Annotated in this window: 11 protein-coding genes; 8 read left to right on the top strand and 3 right to left on the bottom strand. The window is 72.7% G+C overall.

Annotation, left to right across the window (positions count from 1 at the left end):
* Window positions 1-194: 194 nt before the first annotated feature.
* A complete protein-coding gene (locus tag ACOPJ3_RS00125) occupies window positions 195-1,265 on the top strand; it encodes an FUSC family protein (RefSeq protein WP_427869846.1) in 1,071 nt (356 codons plus the stop codon).
* Here the strand turns inward: ACOPJ3_RS00125 and ACOPJ3_RS00120 are convergent.
* Entirely contained in the window at window positions 1,262-2,614 is a 1,353-nt protein-coding gene (locus ACOPJ3_RS00120) for an MFS transporter (protein WP_427869845.1), read from the bottom strand. The genes ACOPJ3_RS00125 and ACOPJ3_RS00120 overlap by 4 nt on opposite strands.
* 149 nt (window positions 2,615-2,763) lie before the next feature.
* On the opposite strand from ACOPJ3_RS00120, the gene ACOPJ3_RS00115 reads away from it, so the two are divergent.
* The 4 genes from ACOPJ3_RS00115 to ACOPJ3_RS00100 all read left to right on the top strand — a co-directional run bounded on the left by ACOPJ3_RS00115 (window position 2,764) and on the right by ACOPJ3_RS00100 (window position 6,248).
* Window positions 2,764-3,546, top strand: coding sequence for a 3-oxoacid CoA-transferase subunit A (locus ACOPJ3_RS00115; RefSeq protein WP_427869844.1), 783 nt, complete (start codon window positions 2,764-2,766; stop codon window positions 3,544-3,546).
* A complete protein-coding gene (locus ACOPJ3_RS00110; protein WP_427869843.1) occupies window positions 3,543-4,214 on the top strand; it encodes a 3-oxoacid CoA-transferase subunit B in 672 nt (223 codons plus the stop codon). Before ACOPJ3_RS00115 ends, ACOPJ3_RS00110 begins: the two co-directional genes overlap by 4 nt.
* Window position 4,215: 1 nt before the next feature.
* The gene (locus tag ACOPJ3_RS00105; RefSeq protein ID WP_427869842.1) at window positions 4,216-5,391 is read left to right on the top strand and encodes a thiolase family protein; all 1,176 of its coding nucleotides are present in this window, start codon (window positions 4,216-4,218) and stop codon (window positions 5,389-5,391) included.
* Between the two features lie 65 nt (window positions 5,392-5,456).
* Entirely contained in the window at window positions 5,457-6,248 is a 792-nt protein-coding gene (locus ACOPJ3_RS00100) for an IclR family transcriptional regulator domain-containing protein (protein ID WP_427869841.1), read from the top strand.
* 164 nt (window positions 6,249-6,412) lie between these two features.
* Here the strand turns inward: ACOPJ3_RS00100 and ddaH are convergent, their stop codons facing one another.
* On the bottom strand, window positions 6,413-7,183 hold the full coding sequence (gene ddaH / locus ACOPJ3_RS00095) for a dimethylargininase (RefSeq protein ID WP_427869840.1): 771 nt from the start codon (window positions 7,181-7,183) through the stop codon (window positions 6,413-6,415).
* Between the two features lie 223 nt (window positions 7,184-7,406).
* Between ddaH and ACOPJ3_RS00090 the strand changes: the two genes are divergently transcribed.
* Both ACOPJ3_RS00090 and ACOPJ3_RS00085 read left to right on the top strand, forming a co-directional pair.
* A complete protein-coding gene (locus tag ACOPJ3_RS00090; RefSeq protein WP_427869839.1) occupies window positions 7,407-9,647 on the top strand; it encodes an ATP-dependent Clp protease ATP-binding subunit in 2,241 nt (746 codons plus the stop codon).
* Window positions 9,648-9,834: 187 nt separating this feature from the next.
* Window positions 9,835-10,821, top strand: a complete 987-nt coding sequence (locus tag ACOPJ3_RS00085) for an aldo/keto reductase (RefSeq protein WP_427869838.1) — start codon at window positions 9,835-9,837, stop codon at window positions 10,819-10,821.
* Window positions 10,822-10,828: 7 nt separating this feature from the next.
* Here ACOPJ3_RS00085 and ACOPJ3_RS00080 read toward each other — a convergent pair whose 3' ends face one another.
* Window positions 10,829-12,058 carry a glycerate kinase gene (locus ACOPJ3_RS00080; protein ID WP_427869837.1) on the bottom strand — a complete coding sequence of 410 codons (1,230 nt, stop codon included), beginning with the start codon at window positions 12,056-12,058 and terminating at the stop codon, window positions 10,829-10,831.
* Window positions 12,059-12,114: 56 nt separating this feature from the next.
* On the opposite strand from ACOPJ3_RS00080, the gene ACOPJ3_RS00075 reads away from it, so the two are divergent.
* Window positions 12,115-12,774 carry a TrmH family RNA methyltransferase gene (locus ACOPJ3_RS00075; protein ID WP_427869836.1) on the top strand — a complete coding sequence of 220 codons (660 nt, stop codon included), beginning with the start codon at window positions 12,115-12,117 and terminating at the stop codon, window positions 12,772-12,774.
* Window positions 12,775-13,014 lie beyond the last annotated feature (240 nt).

The following is a 13,014-nucleotide window of genomic DNA, read 5'->3' as shown; positions in this document are numbered from 1 at the left end:
GCAGCCCTGGCCGCGGCCGCAGCGCGCACCCTGGCCCCGGCCGCAGCGCGCGCCCTGGCCTGAGTTGACCCAAAGTGCGCCATTCTGCGCTCCAGGGCGCACTTTGGGTCAACTCAACACAGGGGCGCGGGCGAGGGCGCCGGGGGCAGCGGCCCGGCCGCTGGTAGATTGGGGGACTGGGAACAGGAGGGTGTGTGCGCGGCTTCGAGCGGGGGAGACGCGCTTCTGGCGACGCAATCCGCAGCCTCTTCCGGGTCTCGAGCGGCCCGGGCCCGCGGCTCTGGATCGCGGCGCGCGCTGCCATCTCGATCGGCGTCCCGCTCGCACTCCTCACCGCGCTCGGCCACCAGGGGCTCGGCCTGCAGACGGCGGCGGGCGCCTTCGTCGCACTGTACTCGGCGGGCCTCGGCGCCCGCGAGCGCGCCAAGACGCTCCCGGTCATCGCGGCGGTCCTGTTCGCCTGCGCCGCGCTCGGCGTCGCGCTCGCCCCGAGCTGGCTGCTCACGGCGGTGGGCCTCGTCGTGGTCGCGATCCTCGTGAGCGCGTTCGCGTTCGCGTTCCGCGTCGGTCCGCCCGGCCCGGTGTTCTTCGTGCTGACCTACGGACTCTCCGGCAACATCACCGCCGTCGTGGACGGCCCCAGGGTCAACCCGCCGCTCGGTTACCTCGCGGCGGTCGCCTCCGGCATGGTGTTCTCCTATCTCGTGGCGCTCGTCCCGCTCCTGCGCCGTTCCGAACGACGGCGCCCAGCGCGCCCCCTCCGCGAGCTGCTGCCCGGCCCCTGGTTCGGGCCCGGCGAGTGGGAGCTGCTGTCTCGGATCGCGATCGTCGCCGTGCTTGGCACGGTACTCAGCCTCTGGATCGTCGACCCGCACCGCGCCTACTGGACGGTGTCGACGGGCGTCGCGGTCGTGGGCCTCAGCGCGGTGCGCAGCCACGCGCTCGCCCGCGGGCTTCACCGCACCGTCGGAACCGTCGTCGGCGCGGCGCTCGCCCTGGCGCTCGCTCCGCTCGGGCGCGAGGCCGTCGCGCTCGTGCTGCTCCTCGTCGCGCTGCAGTTCGTCATCGAGCTCGTCGTGGTGCGCAACTACGCGCTCGCGCTCGTGTTCATCACCCCGCTCGTCGTGTTGCTCACCGTGGCGGCTACCGGCTCGGGCGACGTTATCGGCGCCGCCTGGGAGCGCGTGCTCGACACCCTGCTCGGCTCCGCGCTCGCGGTGGCCACTGGGCTGCTGCACCGGAGCCGCGAGCGGCCGGTCGACTAGCGGGCGCCGGATCCCGCTCCGGATCCCGCTCCCTCCCCGTCGAACACGCAGCGATCCCGCCCCACGAAGAGCCCGATCACGAGCTGCGCGAGCATCGCCGTGAGCAGGACGCACAGGGGTGCGATCCAGCCGCCGCTGAGCGCGTGCGCGAGCCCGAATGCGGCCGGGCCCGTCGCCGCGATGAGGTAGCCGACGGCCTGCGCCATCCCCGAGAGCGCGCTCGCCCCCTGCGTGTCCTTCGCGCGGATCGCCATGAACATGAGCGAGATGCTGAGCGAGGAGCCCGAGGCGATGCCGCCGAGCACGACCCACGGCAGCGTCGGCCCGAACTGCAGAACGATGCACGCAAAGGAGAGCCCGATGAAGATCGGCAGCACCGCCGCGAGCCACCGTCGGAGCCGGCCCCGGTAGAGGAGGGGCAGGAGGAGCGAGCCCGCGATCCCCGCGATCTGGTAGAGCGCGACGTCGAACCCCGCCTCGACCGCCGGCCGGCCGGCGGAGATCTCGATGGGCGAGAGCCACGTCGAGATCATGTAGAAGCCGAGCGACTGCGAGCCCATGTACAGGGCCACCGACCAGGCGACCGGGTCGCGCCAGATGCGCGCGAGCGTGCGCGGGCTCGCCGGCGCCGTGCCGCGGCCGGCCCCGGCCGCCGCGACGGCGTCGGCCGTACTGGTTTCCGCCGCCGCCGCGACGGCGTCGGCGCGAGCAGCCGTCCGTTCGCTCCTCGGCCGCGCCGTGGCGAGCACCCAGAGCAGTAGCGCGAACGGGATGAGCGCGCCCGTCGAGAGCAGCGCGATGCGCCAGCCCAGCTCGCCAGCGCCCCCGCCCAGAGCCGCGCCAACCGCCGCGCCCCACGGCGCCGGGGCGTGCGAGATCGGCACGACGAGCGCGGACGCGACCGCCCCGAAGCCGCCGAGGAGCGCGGTGTAGACGCCCATGACGGCGGGGATCCTGGCGTGGAAATCGCGCCGGATCACGGCCGGGAGCAGCACGTTGCCGATCGCGAGCGCGGCACCGATGAAGGCGGTGCCGAGCCACAGGTGTACCGTGCCGCCGGGGAGCGAGCGCCAGATCGTGCCGAGTCCGAGCGCGACGAGCGACCACGCGACCGCGCGCTCGAGGCCGAGCCGCACGCTGAGGGCGTGCGCGAACGGGGACACAACCGCCCATGCGACCAGGGGAATCGACGCGAGGCCACCGAGCACGGCCGGCGCGACCCCCTCCGCCCGCGCGATCTCGTCGAGGAGCGGGCCGATCCCCGTGATGGTCATGCGCATGTTCATCGCGACGAGGCAGACCGCCGCGAAGAGGAGGGCGAGGGAGCGCACGGGGCGCGAATGGGTCACGGTTCGGACCCTATCGCACGCCGCTGACACGCGGGATCTTCCGTTTTTCGCCGACCTCCCATAGGGTGTTCGATAAGCGAACGTCCGTTCGCATAGCGAAATTAAGGCGCCGGATCCCGATCCGCGCCGCTCGATGAGGAGGCAGCCGGGTGATCGACAAGACCGTCAGCTCGCTGGCAGATGCCGTCGCGGGGATCCCCGACGGCGCGACAGTGATGATCGGGGGTTTCGGCCGGGCTGGCCAGCCCGTCGAGCTCATCGATGCGCTCATCGAGCAGGGGGCAACGGGCCTCACGATCGTGAACAACAACGCGGGCAACGGCGACGTCGGGCTCGCGGCGCTCCTCGCGAAGCGGCGGGTTCGGAAGATCGTGTGCTCGTTCCCGCGCCAGTCCGACTCCTGGGTGTTCGACGAGCTGTACCGCGCGGGCGACATCGAGCTCGAGCTCGTGCCGCAGGGCAACCTCGCGGAACGGATCCGCGCGGCCGGCGCCGGCATCGGCGCGTTCTTCACCCCGACCGGCGTCGGCACTGAGCTCGCGGAGGGCAAGGAGACGCGCGAGATCGACGGCCGAAGCTATGCGCTCGAATACCCGATCAAGGCCGACTTCGCGCTCATCAGCGCGCGCCGCGCCGACCGCTGGGGCAACCTCGTCTACCGCGAGACGGCGCGCAACTTCGGGCCGATTATGGCGACGGCCGCGACGACCACGATCGCGCAGGTCGACGAGTTCGTCGAGCTCGGCGCGATCGACCCCGAGACCGTCGTGACACCGGGGATCTTCGTCGACCGCGTGGTCGCCGTCGGCGAGCGGCCGTGGCTGCGCGGCGGCGAGTTCGTCGGCGGCGTCGACCTCGAGGGCAGGCCCCTCGCGGCCGGATCCGGATCCGGATGCACCGACCTCAGCGGAGCGAAGGAGAGCACCCGATGAGCACGAGCATCTCGCGCCAGGACCTCGCCGCGCGCATCGCGGCCGACATCCCCGAGGGGTCGATCGTCAACCTCGGGATCGGGGCGCCCACCCTCGTCGCGAACTACCTGCCCGCCGACGAGGAGATCATCCTCCACACCGAGAACGGGATGCTCGGCATGGGCGCCGCCCCCGCGCCGGGGCTCGTCGATCCCGACCTGATCAACGCCGGAAAACAGGCGGTCACGGCGGTCGCGGGGGCCGCGTACTTCCACCACGCCGACTCGTTCGGGATGATGCGCGGCGGGCACCTCGACGTGTGCGTGCTCGGCGCGTTCCAGGTCGCGGAGAACGGCGACCTCGCGAACTGGTCGACGGGGGCGCCCGGCGCGATCCCCGCGGTCGGCGGCGCGATGGACCTCGCGATCGGCGCGAAGGACGTCTTCGTGATGACGGATCTCCTCACGAAGCAGGGTTCCTCGAAACTCGTGGCGAGCTGCGACTATCCGCTCACGGGCGTGGGCTGCGTCTCGCGCGTCTACACGGATCGCGCCGTCTTCGACGTGACGCCCGAGGGCTTCGCCGTGCGCGAGCTCTTCGGCGACAATACGGTCGAGGGGCTCGCGGAGCTCACAGGCCTCTCGCTCACGGCCGCCGCCGACCTCACCGACCGCACAGAACAGGACTGACATGACCTCGACCTTCATCTACGACGCCGTCCGCACCCCGTTCGGCAGGGCCGCAGGCGCCCTCTCGGGGGTGCGCCCCGACGATCTCGCCGCGGTCGTGATGCGAGCGGCCGTCGAGCGCACGGGCGTCGATCCTGCGCGGATCGCCGACGTCATCTTCGGCGCAGCGAACCAGGCCGGCGAGGACAACCGGAACGTCGCGCGCTTCGGCGCGCTGCTCGCGGGCTTCCCGACGACCGTCACGGGGGCGACCGTGAATCGGCTCTGCGCCTCCTCCGTCGAGGCGGTGATCCAGGGTGCGCGCGCAATCGAGACGGGCGACGCAGAGCTGATCCTGGCCGGTGGCGTCGAGTCGATGTCGCGCTCGCCGTACGTCGTCGAGAAGCAGGCGAGGCCGTGGCCGGCCGTCGGCAACCAGACCCTCTGGAACACCGCGATCGGCTGGCGCATGACGAACCGCGCGCTGCCGACGCAGTGGACGATCTCGAACGGCGAGGCCGCTGAGAAGACCGCGCGCGAGCGCGGAATTTCCCGGGCGGATCAGGACGCCTTCGCCGTGCGCTCGCACCGGCTCGCCGCCGAGGCGTGGGCGGCCGGCCGCTACGACGCGGAGATCGTGCGGGTGCCGGGCGTCGAGCTCGCGCGCGACGAGGGGATCAGGGACGACACCTCGGTCGAGAAGCTCGCTGGGCTGAAGGCCCTGTTCGCGCCGGACGGCACGGGCACCGTGACGGCGGGCAACGCGTCCCCGATCAACGACGGCGCCTCGGCCGTGCTGCTCGGCGGCGAGGGCGCGCTCGACGCGGAGCCGCTCGCGCGGATCGCGGGCCGCGCGGCGCACGGCGTCGACCCAGACGACTTCCCGATCGCCCCGATCGAGGCCGCGAATAAGGCCCTCGCCCGCGCAGGCAAGACCTGGGCCGACGTGGACGTTGTCGAGCTCAACGAGGCCTTCGCCTCGCAGTCGCTCGCGTGCCTGCGCGGCTGGCCGGAGCTCGATCCCGAGCGGCTCAATATCCACGGCGGGGCGATCGCGATCGGCCACCCGCTCGGCGCGTCCGGCGGCCGGATTATCGGCCACGCCGCCCACGAGCTGAAGCGGCGTGGCGGCGGGGTCGCGGTCGCCGCGATCTGCATCGGCGTGGGCCAGGGCCTCGCGGTCGTGCTCGAGCGGTAGATCGAGTGGTAGAGCGAGCGCTAGCTGGAGCGGTTGCCGAGTCGCCCGCGCGGTAGGGTGTGGACGTGAGTGAGCGCAGCGAGATCCCGGGCGAGCAGCCGGCTGGCGACTTCGTGCAGTCGCTCGCGCGCGGCCTCACGGTGATCCGCTCGTTCGACGCCGAGAACCCGGAGCTCACGCTGAGCGAGGTCGCGCGGCGGGCCGGGATCCCGGCGGCGGCGGCGCGCCGCTTCCTGCGCACACTCGAGACGCTCGGCTACGTGCGCTCGGACGGGCGCTCCTTCGCGCTCACGCCGCGCGTGCTCGAGCTCGGCTTCAGCTACCTCTCCGCCCTGTCGCTGCCCGAGGTGATGCAGCCGCACCTCGAGCGGCTCTCGCGGGCGGTCGACGAGTCGGTCTCCGGCGCGGTGCTCTCTGGCGCGGACATCGTCTACATCGCGCGCGTGCCGACGCGCCGGATCATGACGGTCGGGATCACGATCGGCACCCGCTTCCCGGCCTACGCGACGAGCATGGGGCGGGTGCTGCTCGCGGCGCTTCCCGCCGGCGAGCGGGCGGGGCTGCTCAGCGCCGACACGCTTGAGGCGCTCACGGACCGCACGCTCGCGGATCCGGCGGCCCTCGACGCCGAACTCGACCGGGTGCGGGATCAGGGCTTCGCGATCGTCGACGGGGAGCTCGAGCTGGGCCTGCGCTCGGCCGCAGCGCTCGTGCGGGGCCGAGACGGCGCGGTCGCCGCGGCCATCAACGTCTCGACGAGCGAGAGCCGGGCCTCGGTCGAGCGGCTCAGGGACCACCACCTCCCGCTCCTCCTGGAGACGGCCGCCGCCATAGAGCAGGAGCTCCGGCTCCTCTGACTTTGGCGCCCCTCCCGCCCGCCCCCGGCCCGCGAGCTTGAGTTGACCCAAAGTGACGCATGGAGCGCTCCAAGCCGTCACTTTGGGTCAACTCAACCGGCCGGGCGGCCGGGCGGCCGGGCGCCGCAAGGCCGCGGCCCAGCCCAGCCCAGCCCCGGATCCCGCTACCCCAGCGCGCGGACGCGCACCGAGAGGCAGGTCGGGCAGCCCTCGAGCTTCTCGTACTCGGCGATCGCGACCTCCGTCACGTTGTAGCCGAGGTCCCGGATCATCGCGGCCGTCTTCGGGGCCGACGCCGAGATGATGAGGTCGGAGTCGCTGAGGCAGACGACGGCGGTGCCGTGCGGCTCGGGCACCGCGAGGAAGCGCGGGAAGATGCCCTGGTCATCGACGAAGTCGGGGTAGCCGATCACGGTGCCGTCCGGCAGCGCGGTCACGGCGGTCTTGAGGTGGAGGACCTTCGTCACAGGCACGGCGACGACCGTGCCGCCGAGCGGGGCCAGGATCCGGCGCAGCTGCGCGATGCCCTCGGCGTTCGTGCGCCCGCCGCGGCCGACGTACACGGTGTCGCCGACCTTCAGTACGTCGCCGCCGTCGAGCGTGCCCGGCGCCTGGATCTCGACGACGGGGCAGCCGAGCGCCTCGAGCGCCTTGCGGGTGCCCGCCGTCTCCGGCTTCCGGCTGTCGGCGCCGGGGCGGCTGATCACGGCCACGTTTTTGAACATGACGACGGTGTCCTCGATGAACACGGAGTCGGGGCAGTCGTCGGCGGGCTCGACCTCGACCGTGGTCCAGCCGTGGGCCTGCAGCGTCGAGACGTAGCCGCGCCACTCCTCGCGGGCGCGCTCGAGGTCGACCGTGACCTTCTCGATGTGGTCGACGATGCCGTCGTCGAGCAGGGGGCTGGGCTGGCGCACGAGGGCGATCCGGGACATTCGAGAGCTCCGTTTCTCTGGGTGTCGGATTCTCCAGCGTACTCCTCCGCACGCGGTGAATTCCCAGGTCCAGGCCCGGTATGCATGCTGGCGCATTCCGTGACCTTCGGATAAACTTGAGCCATCACCACTCAAGTTTGCGGCGAGCGGAGAAACCCAGCAGACGGATCCGGATCCGGATCCAGCACCGCCGCAGACGTCTGCTGACGACGAAAGGACCCACATGCAGGCAAATTGGCAGCCCGCCCAGGGCGAGGGCGAACAGTCGGCGCTCGAGCAGTTCGGCGTCAACCTCACCGAGGTCGCGCGCTCGGGCAAGCTCGACCCGGTCATTGGCCGCGACTCCGAGATCCGGCGCGTGAGCCAGGTGCTCACCCGGCGCACGAAGAACAACCCCGTGCTGATCGGCGAACCGGGCGTCGGCAAGACGGCCGTCGTCGAGGGCCTCGCGCAACGCATCGTCGCGGGCGACGTCGCCGAGTCCCTGAAAGACAAGGAGCTGATCTCGCTCGACATTTCGGCGCTCATCGCCGGCGCGAAGTACCGCGGCGAGTTCGAGGAGCGCATGAAGGCCGTGCTGCAGGAGATCAAGGACTCCGACGGCAAGATCATCACGTTCATCGACGAGCTCCACACGCTCATGGGCGCGGGCGGCGGCGAGTCGTCGGTCGCGGCGTCGCAGATGCTGAAGCCCATGCTCGCGCGCGGCGAGCTCCGCCTCATCGGCGCCACGACGCTCGACGAGTACCGCGAGTACATCGAGAAGGACGCGGCGCTCGAGCGCCGCTTCCAGCAGGTCTACGTCGGCGAGCCCTCGGTCGAGGATACGATCGCGATCCTGCGCGGCCTGAAGGAGCGCTACGAGGCGCACCACAAGGTGACGATCGCCGACTCCGCGCTTGTCGCGGCTGCCTCGCTCTCGAACCGCTACATCACCGCGCGCCAGCTCCCCGACAAGGCGATCGACCTGATCGACGAGGCCGCGTCGCGGCTGCGCATGGAGATCGACTCGGCCCCGGTCGAGATCGACGAGCTGCGCCGAGCCGTCGACCGGCTGAAGCTGGAGGAACTCGCCCTCAAGAAGGAGAAGGACGACGCGTCGAAGGATCGCCTCGCGAAGCTCCGCGAGGACCTCGCGGCGAAGCAGGCGGATCTCGGCGTGCTTGAGGAGCGCTGGGAGCGCGAGCGCGGCGACCTGAACAAGGTCGGCGAGCTGCGTGAGAAGCTCGATCACCTGCGCCAGGAGGCCGAGGTCGCCCAGCGCGAGGGCAAGCTCGAGAAGGCGTCGAAGCTGCTCTACGGGGAGATCCCCGTGATCCAGAAGCAGCTCGACGCGGCCGAGAACGCCGAGGCGCAGGACGAGCCGACGGGCCAGCCCCGCATGGTCAACGAGCAGGTCACTGACGAGGACATCGCGGGCGTCGTCGCGGCGTGGACCGGGATCCCGGTCGGCCGCCTGATGCAGGGCGAGACCGAGAAGTTGCTCTCGCTCGAGAGCGAGCTCGGAAAGCGGCTCATCGGCCAGAACGACGCCGTGCGCGCCGTCGCGGACGCGGTGCGCCGCACCCGCGCAGGCATCGCCGACCCGAACCGGCCCACGGGCTCCTTCCTGTTCCTCGGGCCGACGGGCGTCGGCAAGACGGAGCTCGCGAAGGCGCTCGCCGAGTTCCTCTTCGACGACGAGCACGCGATGGTCCGGATCGACATGTCCGAGTACGGCGAGAAGCACTCGGTCTCGCGGCTTGTGGGCGCCCCTCCCGGGTACGTCGGCTACGAGCAGGGCGGCCAGCTCACGGAGGCCGTGCGGCGCAGGCCCTACTCGGTCGTGCTGCTCGACGAGGTCGAGAAGGCGAATCCGGAGGTCTTCGACATCCTGCTGCAGGTGCTCGACGACGGCCGGCTCACGGACGGCCAGGGCCGCACGGTCGACTTCCGCAACGTGATCCTGATCCTGACGTCGAATCTCGGCAGCCAGTACCTCATCGACCCCGACATGCCGTGGGGCGAGAAGGAGGACGCGGTGCGCGAGACGGTGCGCCGGGCGTTCAAGCCCGAGTTCATCAACCGCCTCGACGAGATGGTGATTTTCCACCCGCTCTCCGAGAGCGACCTCGCGCAGATCGTCGAGCTGTCGATCGACCGGCTGCAGTCGCGGCTGTCCGAGCGCAGGCTCACGCTCGCCGTCACGCCGGACGCGCGCGGCTGGCTCGCGTCCCGCGGCTACGACCCGATCTACGGCGCGCGCCCGCTGCGCCGCCTGATGCAGAAGGAGATCGACGACCGGCTGGCGCGGGCGATCCTCGCGGGCGAGGTGCGCGACGGCTCCTCCGTGCTCGTCGACGTCGCACCCGACGGCGAGGGCCTCGCGCTCACGAGCGTCGAGGCGCCGGCCGCAGGGGCGGCTTCCGGCTCCGGATCAGGCCCGTCGGACGACGACGTGGTCGAGGCCGAGCTGCTCGACTAGCCACTCGCAGCGGCTGCAGGGGCGGGATCCGGATCAGGATCCCGCCCCTTCGCCGTGCGGCGCGGCTCGCGACCGTCATCTCTCGCAACGTGGCGGCCCGGGGCCTTGACAGGGGGCTCACGCGGGCTGTTAGCGTCGAGGGAGCGCGCCGCACCCGGCCGCGCCCGCCGAGCGAAGGAGCCGCAGCATGACCGCACCCACCCGCACCCGGATCGGGGCTTCCGAGCTCGAGATCGCGCCGCTCGCGCTGGGCGGCAACGTCTTCGGCTGGACCGCGGATCGGGACGAGTCGTTCGCCGTGCTCGACGGCTTCGTCGCGGGCGGGGGCGACTTCATCGACACGGCCGACGGCTACTCGCACTGGGTGCCGGGCCACGGCGGGGGCGAATCCGAGGCGATCATCGGCGAGTGGCTGCGGGCCCGGGGTTCGCGCGGTTCCCGCGCCGACGTCACCATCGCGACGAAGGTCTCGACCCACCCCGACCACCTGGGGCTTGCTGCCGACACGGTGCGCGCGGCGGTAGACGAGTCGCTCGAGCGCCTCGGCCTCGACGAGATCGACCTCTACTACGCGCACTTCGACGACGCGGACACCCCGCTCGAGGAGACCGTCGCCGTGTTCTCCGAGCTCGTCGACGCCGGCAAGATCAGGGCGATCGGCGTCTCGAACTACACGGCCGAGCGCGTCGAAGAGTGGTTCCGGATCGCCCGCGCGGGCGGGCACCACCTGCCCGTCGCGCTGCAGCCGCACTACAGCCTCGTCGAGCGCGGCTTCGAGACGAACGGGCTGCGCGCCGTGGCCGAGCGCGAGGAGCTCGCGGTGTTCCCGTACTACTCGCTCGCTCGCGGCTTCCTCGCGGGGAAGTACCGCGACGCGGCCGACGCCTCCGCCGCGGGGGCGAGCCCGCGCGCTCCCGAGGCCGTCAAGTACCTCGCGGGCAGCGGCCGCGCGGTGCTCGCCGAGCTCGACCGCGTCGCCGAGGCGCACGGGGTCGAACTCGCGACGGTCTCGCTCGCGTGGCTCAGGCGGCAGCCCACGGTCGCCGCGCCGATCGCGAGCGCCCGCACGGTGGGGCAGCTGCCCGCGCTCCTCGCTGCGCTCGCGCTCGACCTCGCCCCCGAGGAGCTGGTGGCGCTGTCGGCGGTGTCGGCTCCGGCTGCCGCGGCCGGGTAGGGGGGGCTCAGCCCCGGCGCGAGGATGCCGCCGCGAAGAGCCCGCACACTTGCGCCGCCGCGTCCTCGAGGAGTGCCTCAGTGTCGCGCCGCAGCTTGGTGAGCCCTGCCGGCCCGCGCGCGATGGAGATCGCTGCGGCGATCCCTGCGGCCCGGCACTCCTCCGCGGAGAGCTCGACCGCGCCGGCGATCACGACGATGGGGGAGCCGGCCGCGCTGGTTGCGCTGGCCGCGCGTGCTCCCGCGACGACCCGCGACACCACCTTGCCCCCGAGCGACTGCGCGTCGAGCCGCCCCTCGCCCGTGAGCACAAGGTCGGCGTCCGCGAGCGCCGCGTCGAGCCCCGCGGCGTCGGCCACGAGCTCGGCGCCGGGCACGAGTTCGGCGCCGAAGAGCACGGCGGGGCCGAGCCCGAGGCCGCCCGCCGCGCCCATGCCGGGGCGGGATGCGGATCCGGATCCGGAAACGGGGCCTGATCCGGGGCTGGATTCTGATCCGGCACCCGCCGCCGAGCCGGCTGCGGCCTCGAGGAGCCGCGCGAGGCGGGCGAGCCCGGCGTCGATCGCCGCCACCTCGGCGGGACCCGCGCCCTTCTGCGGCCCGAAGACGTGCGCGGCGCCGGCCGGGCCGGTCAGCGGTGCGTCGACGTCGCACGCGATGCGCCAGCGTGCGGCCTGCGCCGCGGGGGAGACCCCGGTCAGGTCGAGGGTTGCGAGGTCTGCGAGGCCGCGGGCGCCCGGCGCGACGGGGCGCCCGTCCGCGCCCAGGAAGCGTGCGCCGAGCGCACGGAGCATCCCCGCGCCGCCGTCGCTCGTCGCGGAGCCGCCGACGCACAGCAGGAGCTCGCGCGCGCCCGCCCGGAGCGCGGCGAGCACGAGCAGCCCGACCCCCGCGGAGTCGGCGTCGAGCGGGCGAAGCCCCTGATCCTGCACGTGCGGGAGCCCGTTCGCCTCCGCCGCCTCGATGATCGCGGTGCGGCCGTCGGGGCTGATCCCGAACCGACCGGCGCGCGGCCTGCCGAGCGCGTCCGTGGTCTGGACCGCTTCGATGCGACCGCCCCAGGCGGCCGCGAGTGCGTCGAGGGTGCCCTCGCCGCCGTCCGCGAGCGGCAGCTCGACGACCCTGGCCCCGGGGCCGAGCGCCGCGCGGGCCCCGCGGGCGAGCGCCGCAGCCGCCACGGGCGAGGAGCAGCTGCCCTTCAGGGAATCGGGCGCGATCACGACGGTGGGCTCGGTCATGCGCCCAGCCTAGGGGCAGATTCGGGCGGCCGGGCCGGGGCTGAGAGAATGGGGCGGTGACCGAGATCCCCGCCGAACCGCACCCCGAGCGCACGACCGCAGGCGTCGGCCCCTGGCCCGGCGGCGAGGCCGCCTGGCCCGACGACGCGCGCTACGATCCGGAGCTCCTCGCGGAGGGCGACACCCGCAACGTGATCGACCGTTACCGCTACTGGCGCATGGAGGCGATCGTCGCCGACCTCGACGAGCACCGCCACGCCTTCCACGTCGCGATCGAGAACTGGCAGCACGACATGAACATCGGCTCGATCGTGCGCAGCGCGAACGCGTTCGCCGCCGACACGGTGCACATCGTCGGCCGCCGCCGCTGGAACAAGCGCGGCGCGATGGTGACCGACCGTTACCAGCACGTCGAGCACCGCACGGACGTCGCCGCCCTTGCCGAATGGGCGCGGGATCAGGGCATCCCCATCATCGCGATCGACAACGTGCCGGGCTGCGTGCCCATGGAGACCTTCGCGTGGCCCGAGCGATGCGTGATGCTCTTCGGACAGGAGGGGCCTGGCCTCACGGCCGAGGCGATCGCGGCGTCGGAGGCCGTCGTGGAGATTACGCAGTACGGCTCGACCCGCTCAATCAACGCGTCGGCCGCCGCCGCCGTCGCCATGTACAGCTGGGTGCAGCAGCACTCGCCGCACGCCCCGCGCGCGACCTAGCGCGCGCCCGCCCGCGCCGCCCGCGCCCGCTTGGCGCGCCGAGTCGGCCGTAAGGCCCCATTCACGCGCCCGAAAGGGGCCTTACGGCCGACTCGATCCCGCGAATGGGGCCTTTCGGCCCACTCGAGGCCGCGAATGGGGCCTTAGAGCCCACTCGAGGCCGCGGGGGCGGGGTCGGGGGGCCACCCTGACCCCGAGACAGGCCCCACCCCTACCCCGCGGGCACACGCCTCACCGCGA

It is taken from the genome of Leucobacter luti (assembly GCF_050310065.1).
GTDB lineage: Bacteria > Actinomycetota > Actinomycetes > Actinomycetales > Microbacteriaceae > Leucobacter > Leucobacter luti_B.
The sequence above is the reverse complement of the archived record's forward strand: the minus strand, read 5'-3'. Positions and strand labels throughout refer to the sequence as shown.

Excerpts from the sequence above, each read along its gene's own strand:
- ACOPJ3_RS00085 (WP_427869838.1), top strand. The coding sequence starts at position 9,835 with ATGACCGCACCCACCCGCACCCGGATCGGGGCTTCCGAGCTCGAGATC.
- ddaH (WP_427869840.1), bottom strand. The coding sequence starts at position 7,183 with ATGTCCCGGATCGCCCTCGTGCGCCAGCCCAGCCCCCTGCTCGACGAC.
- ACOPJ3_RS00090 (WP_427869839.1), top strand. The coding sequence starts at position 7,407 with ATGCAGGCAAATTGGCAGCCCGCCCAGGGCGAGGGCGAACAGTCGGCG.
- ACOPJ3_RS00105 (WP_427869842.1), top strand. The coding sequence starts at position 4,216 with ATGACCTCGACCTTCATCTACGACGCCGTCCGCACCCCGTTCGGCAGG.
- ACOPJ3_RS00110 (WP_427869843.1), top strand. The coding sequence starts at position 3,543 with ATGAGCACGAGCATCTCGCGCCAGGACCTCGCCGCGCGCATCGCGGCC.
- ACOPJ3_RS00080 (WP_427869837.1), bottom strand. The coding sequence starts at position 12,058 with ATGACCGAGCCCACCGTCGTGATCGCGCCCGATTCCCTGAAGGGCAGC.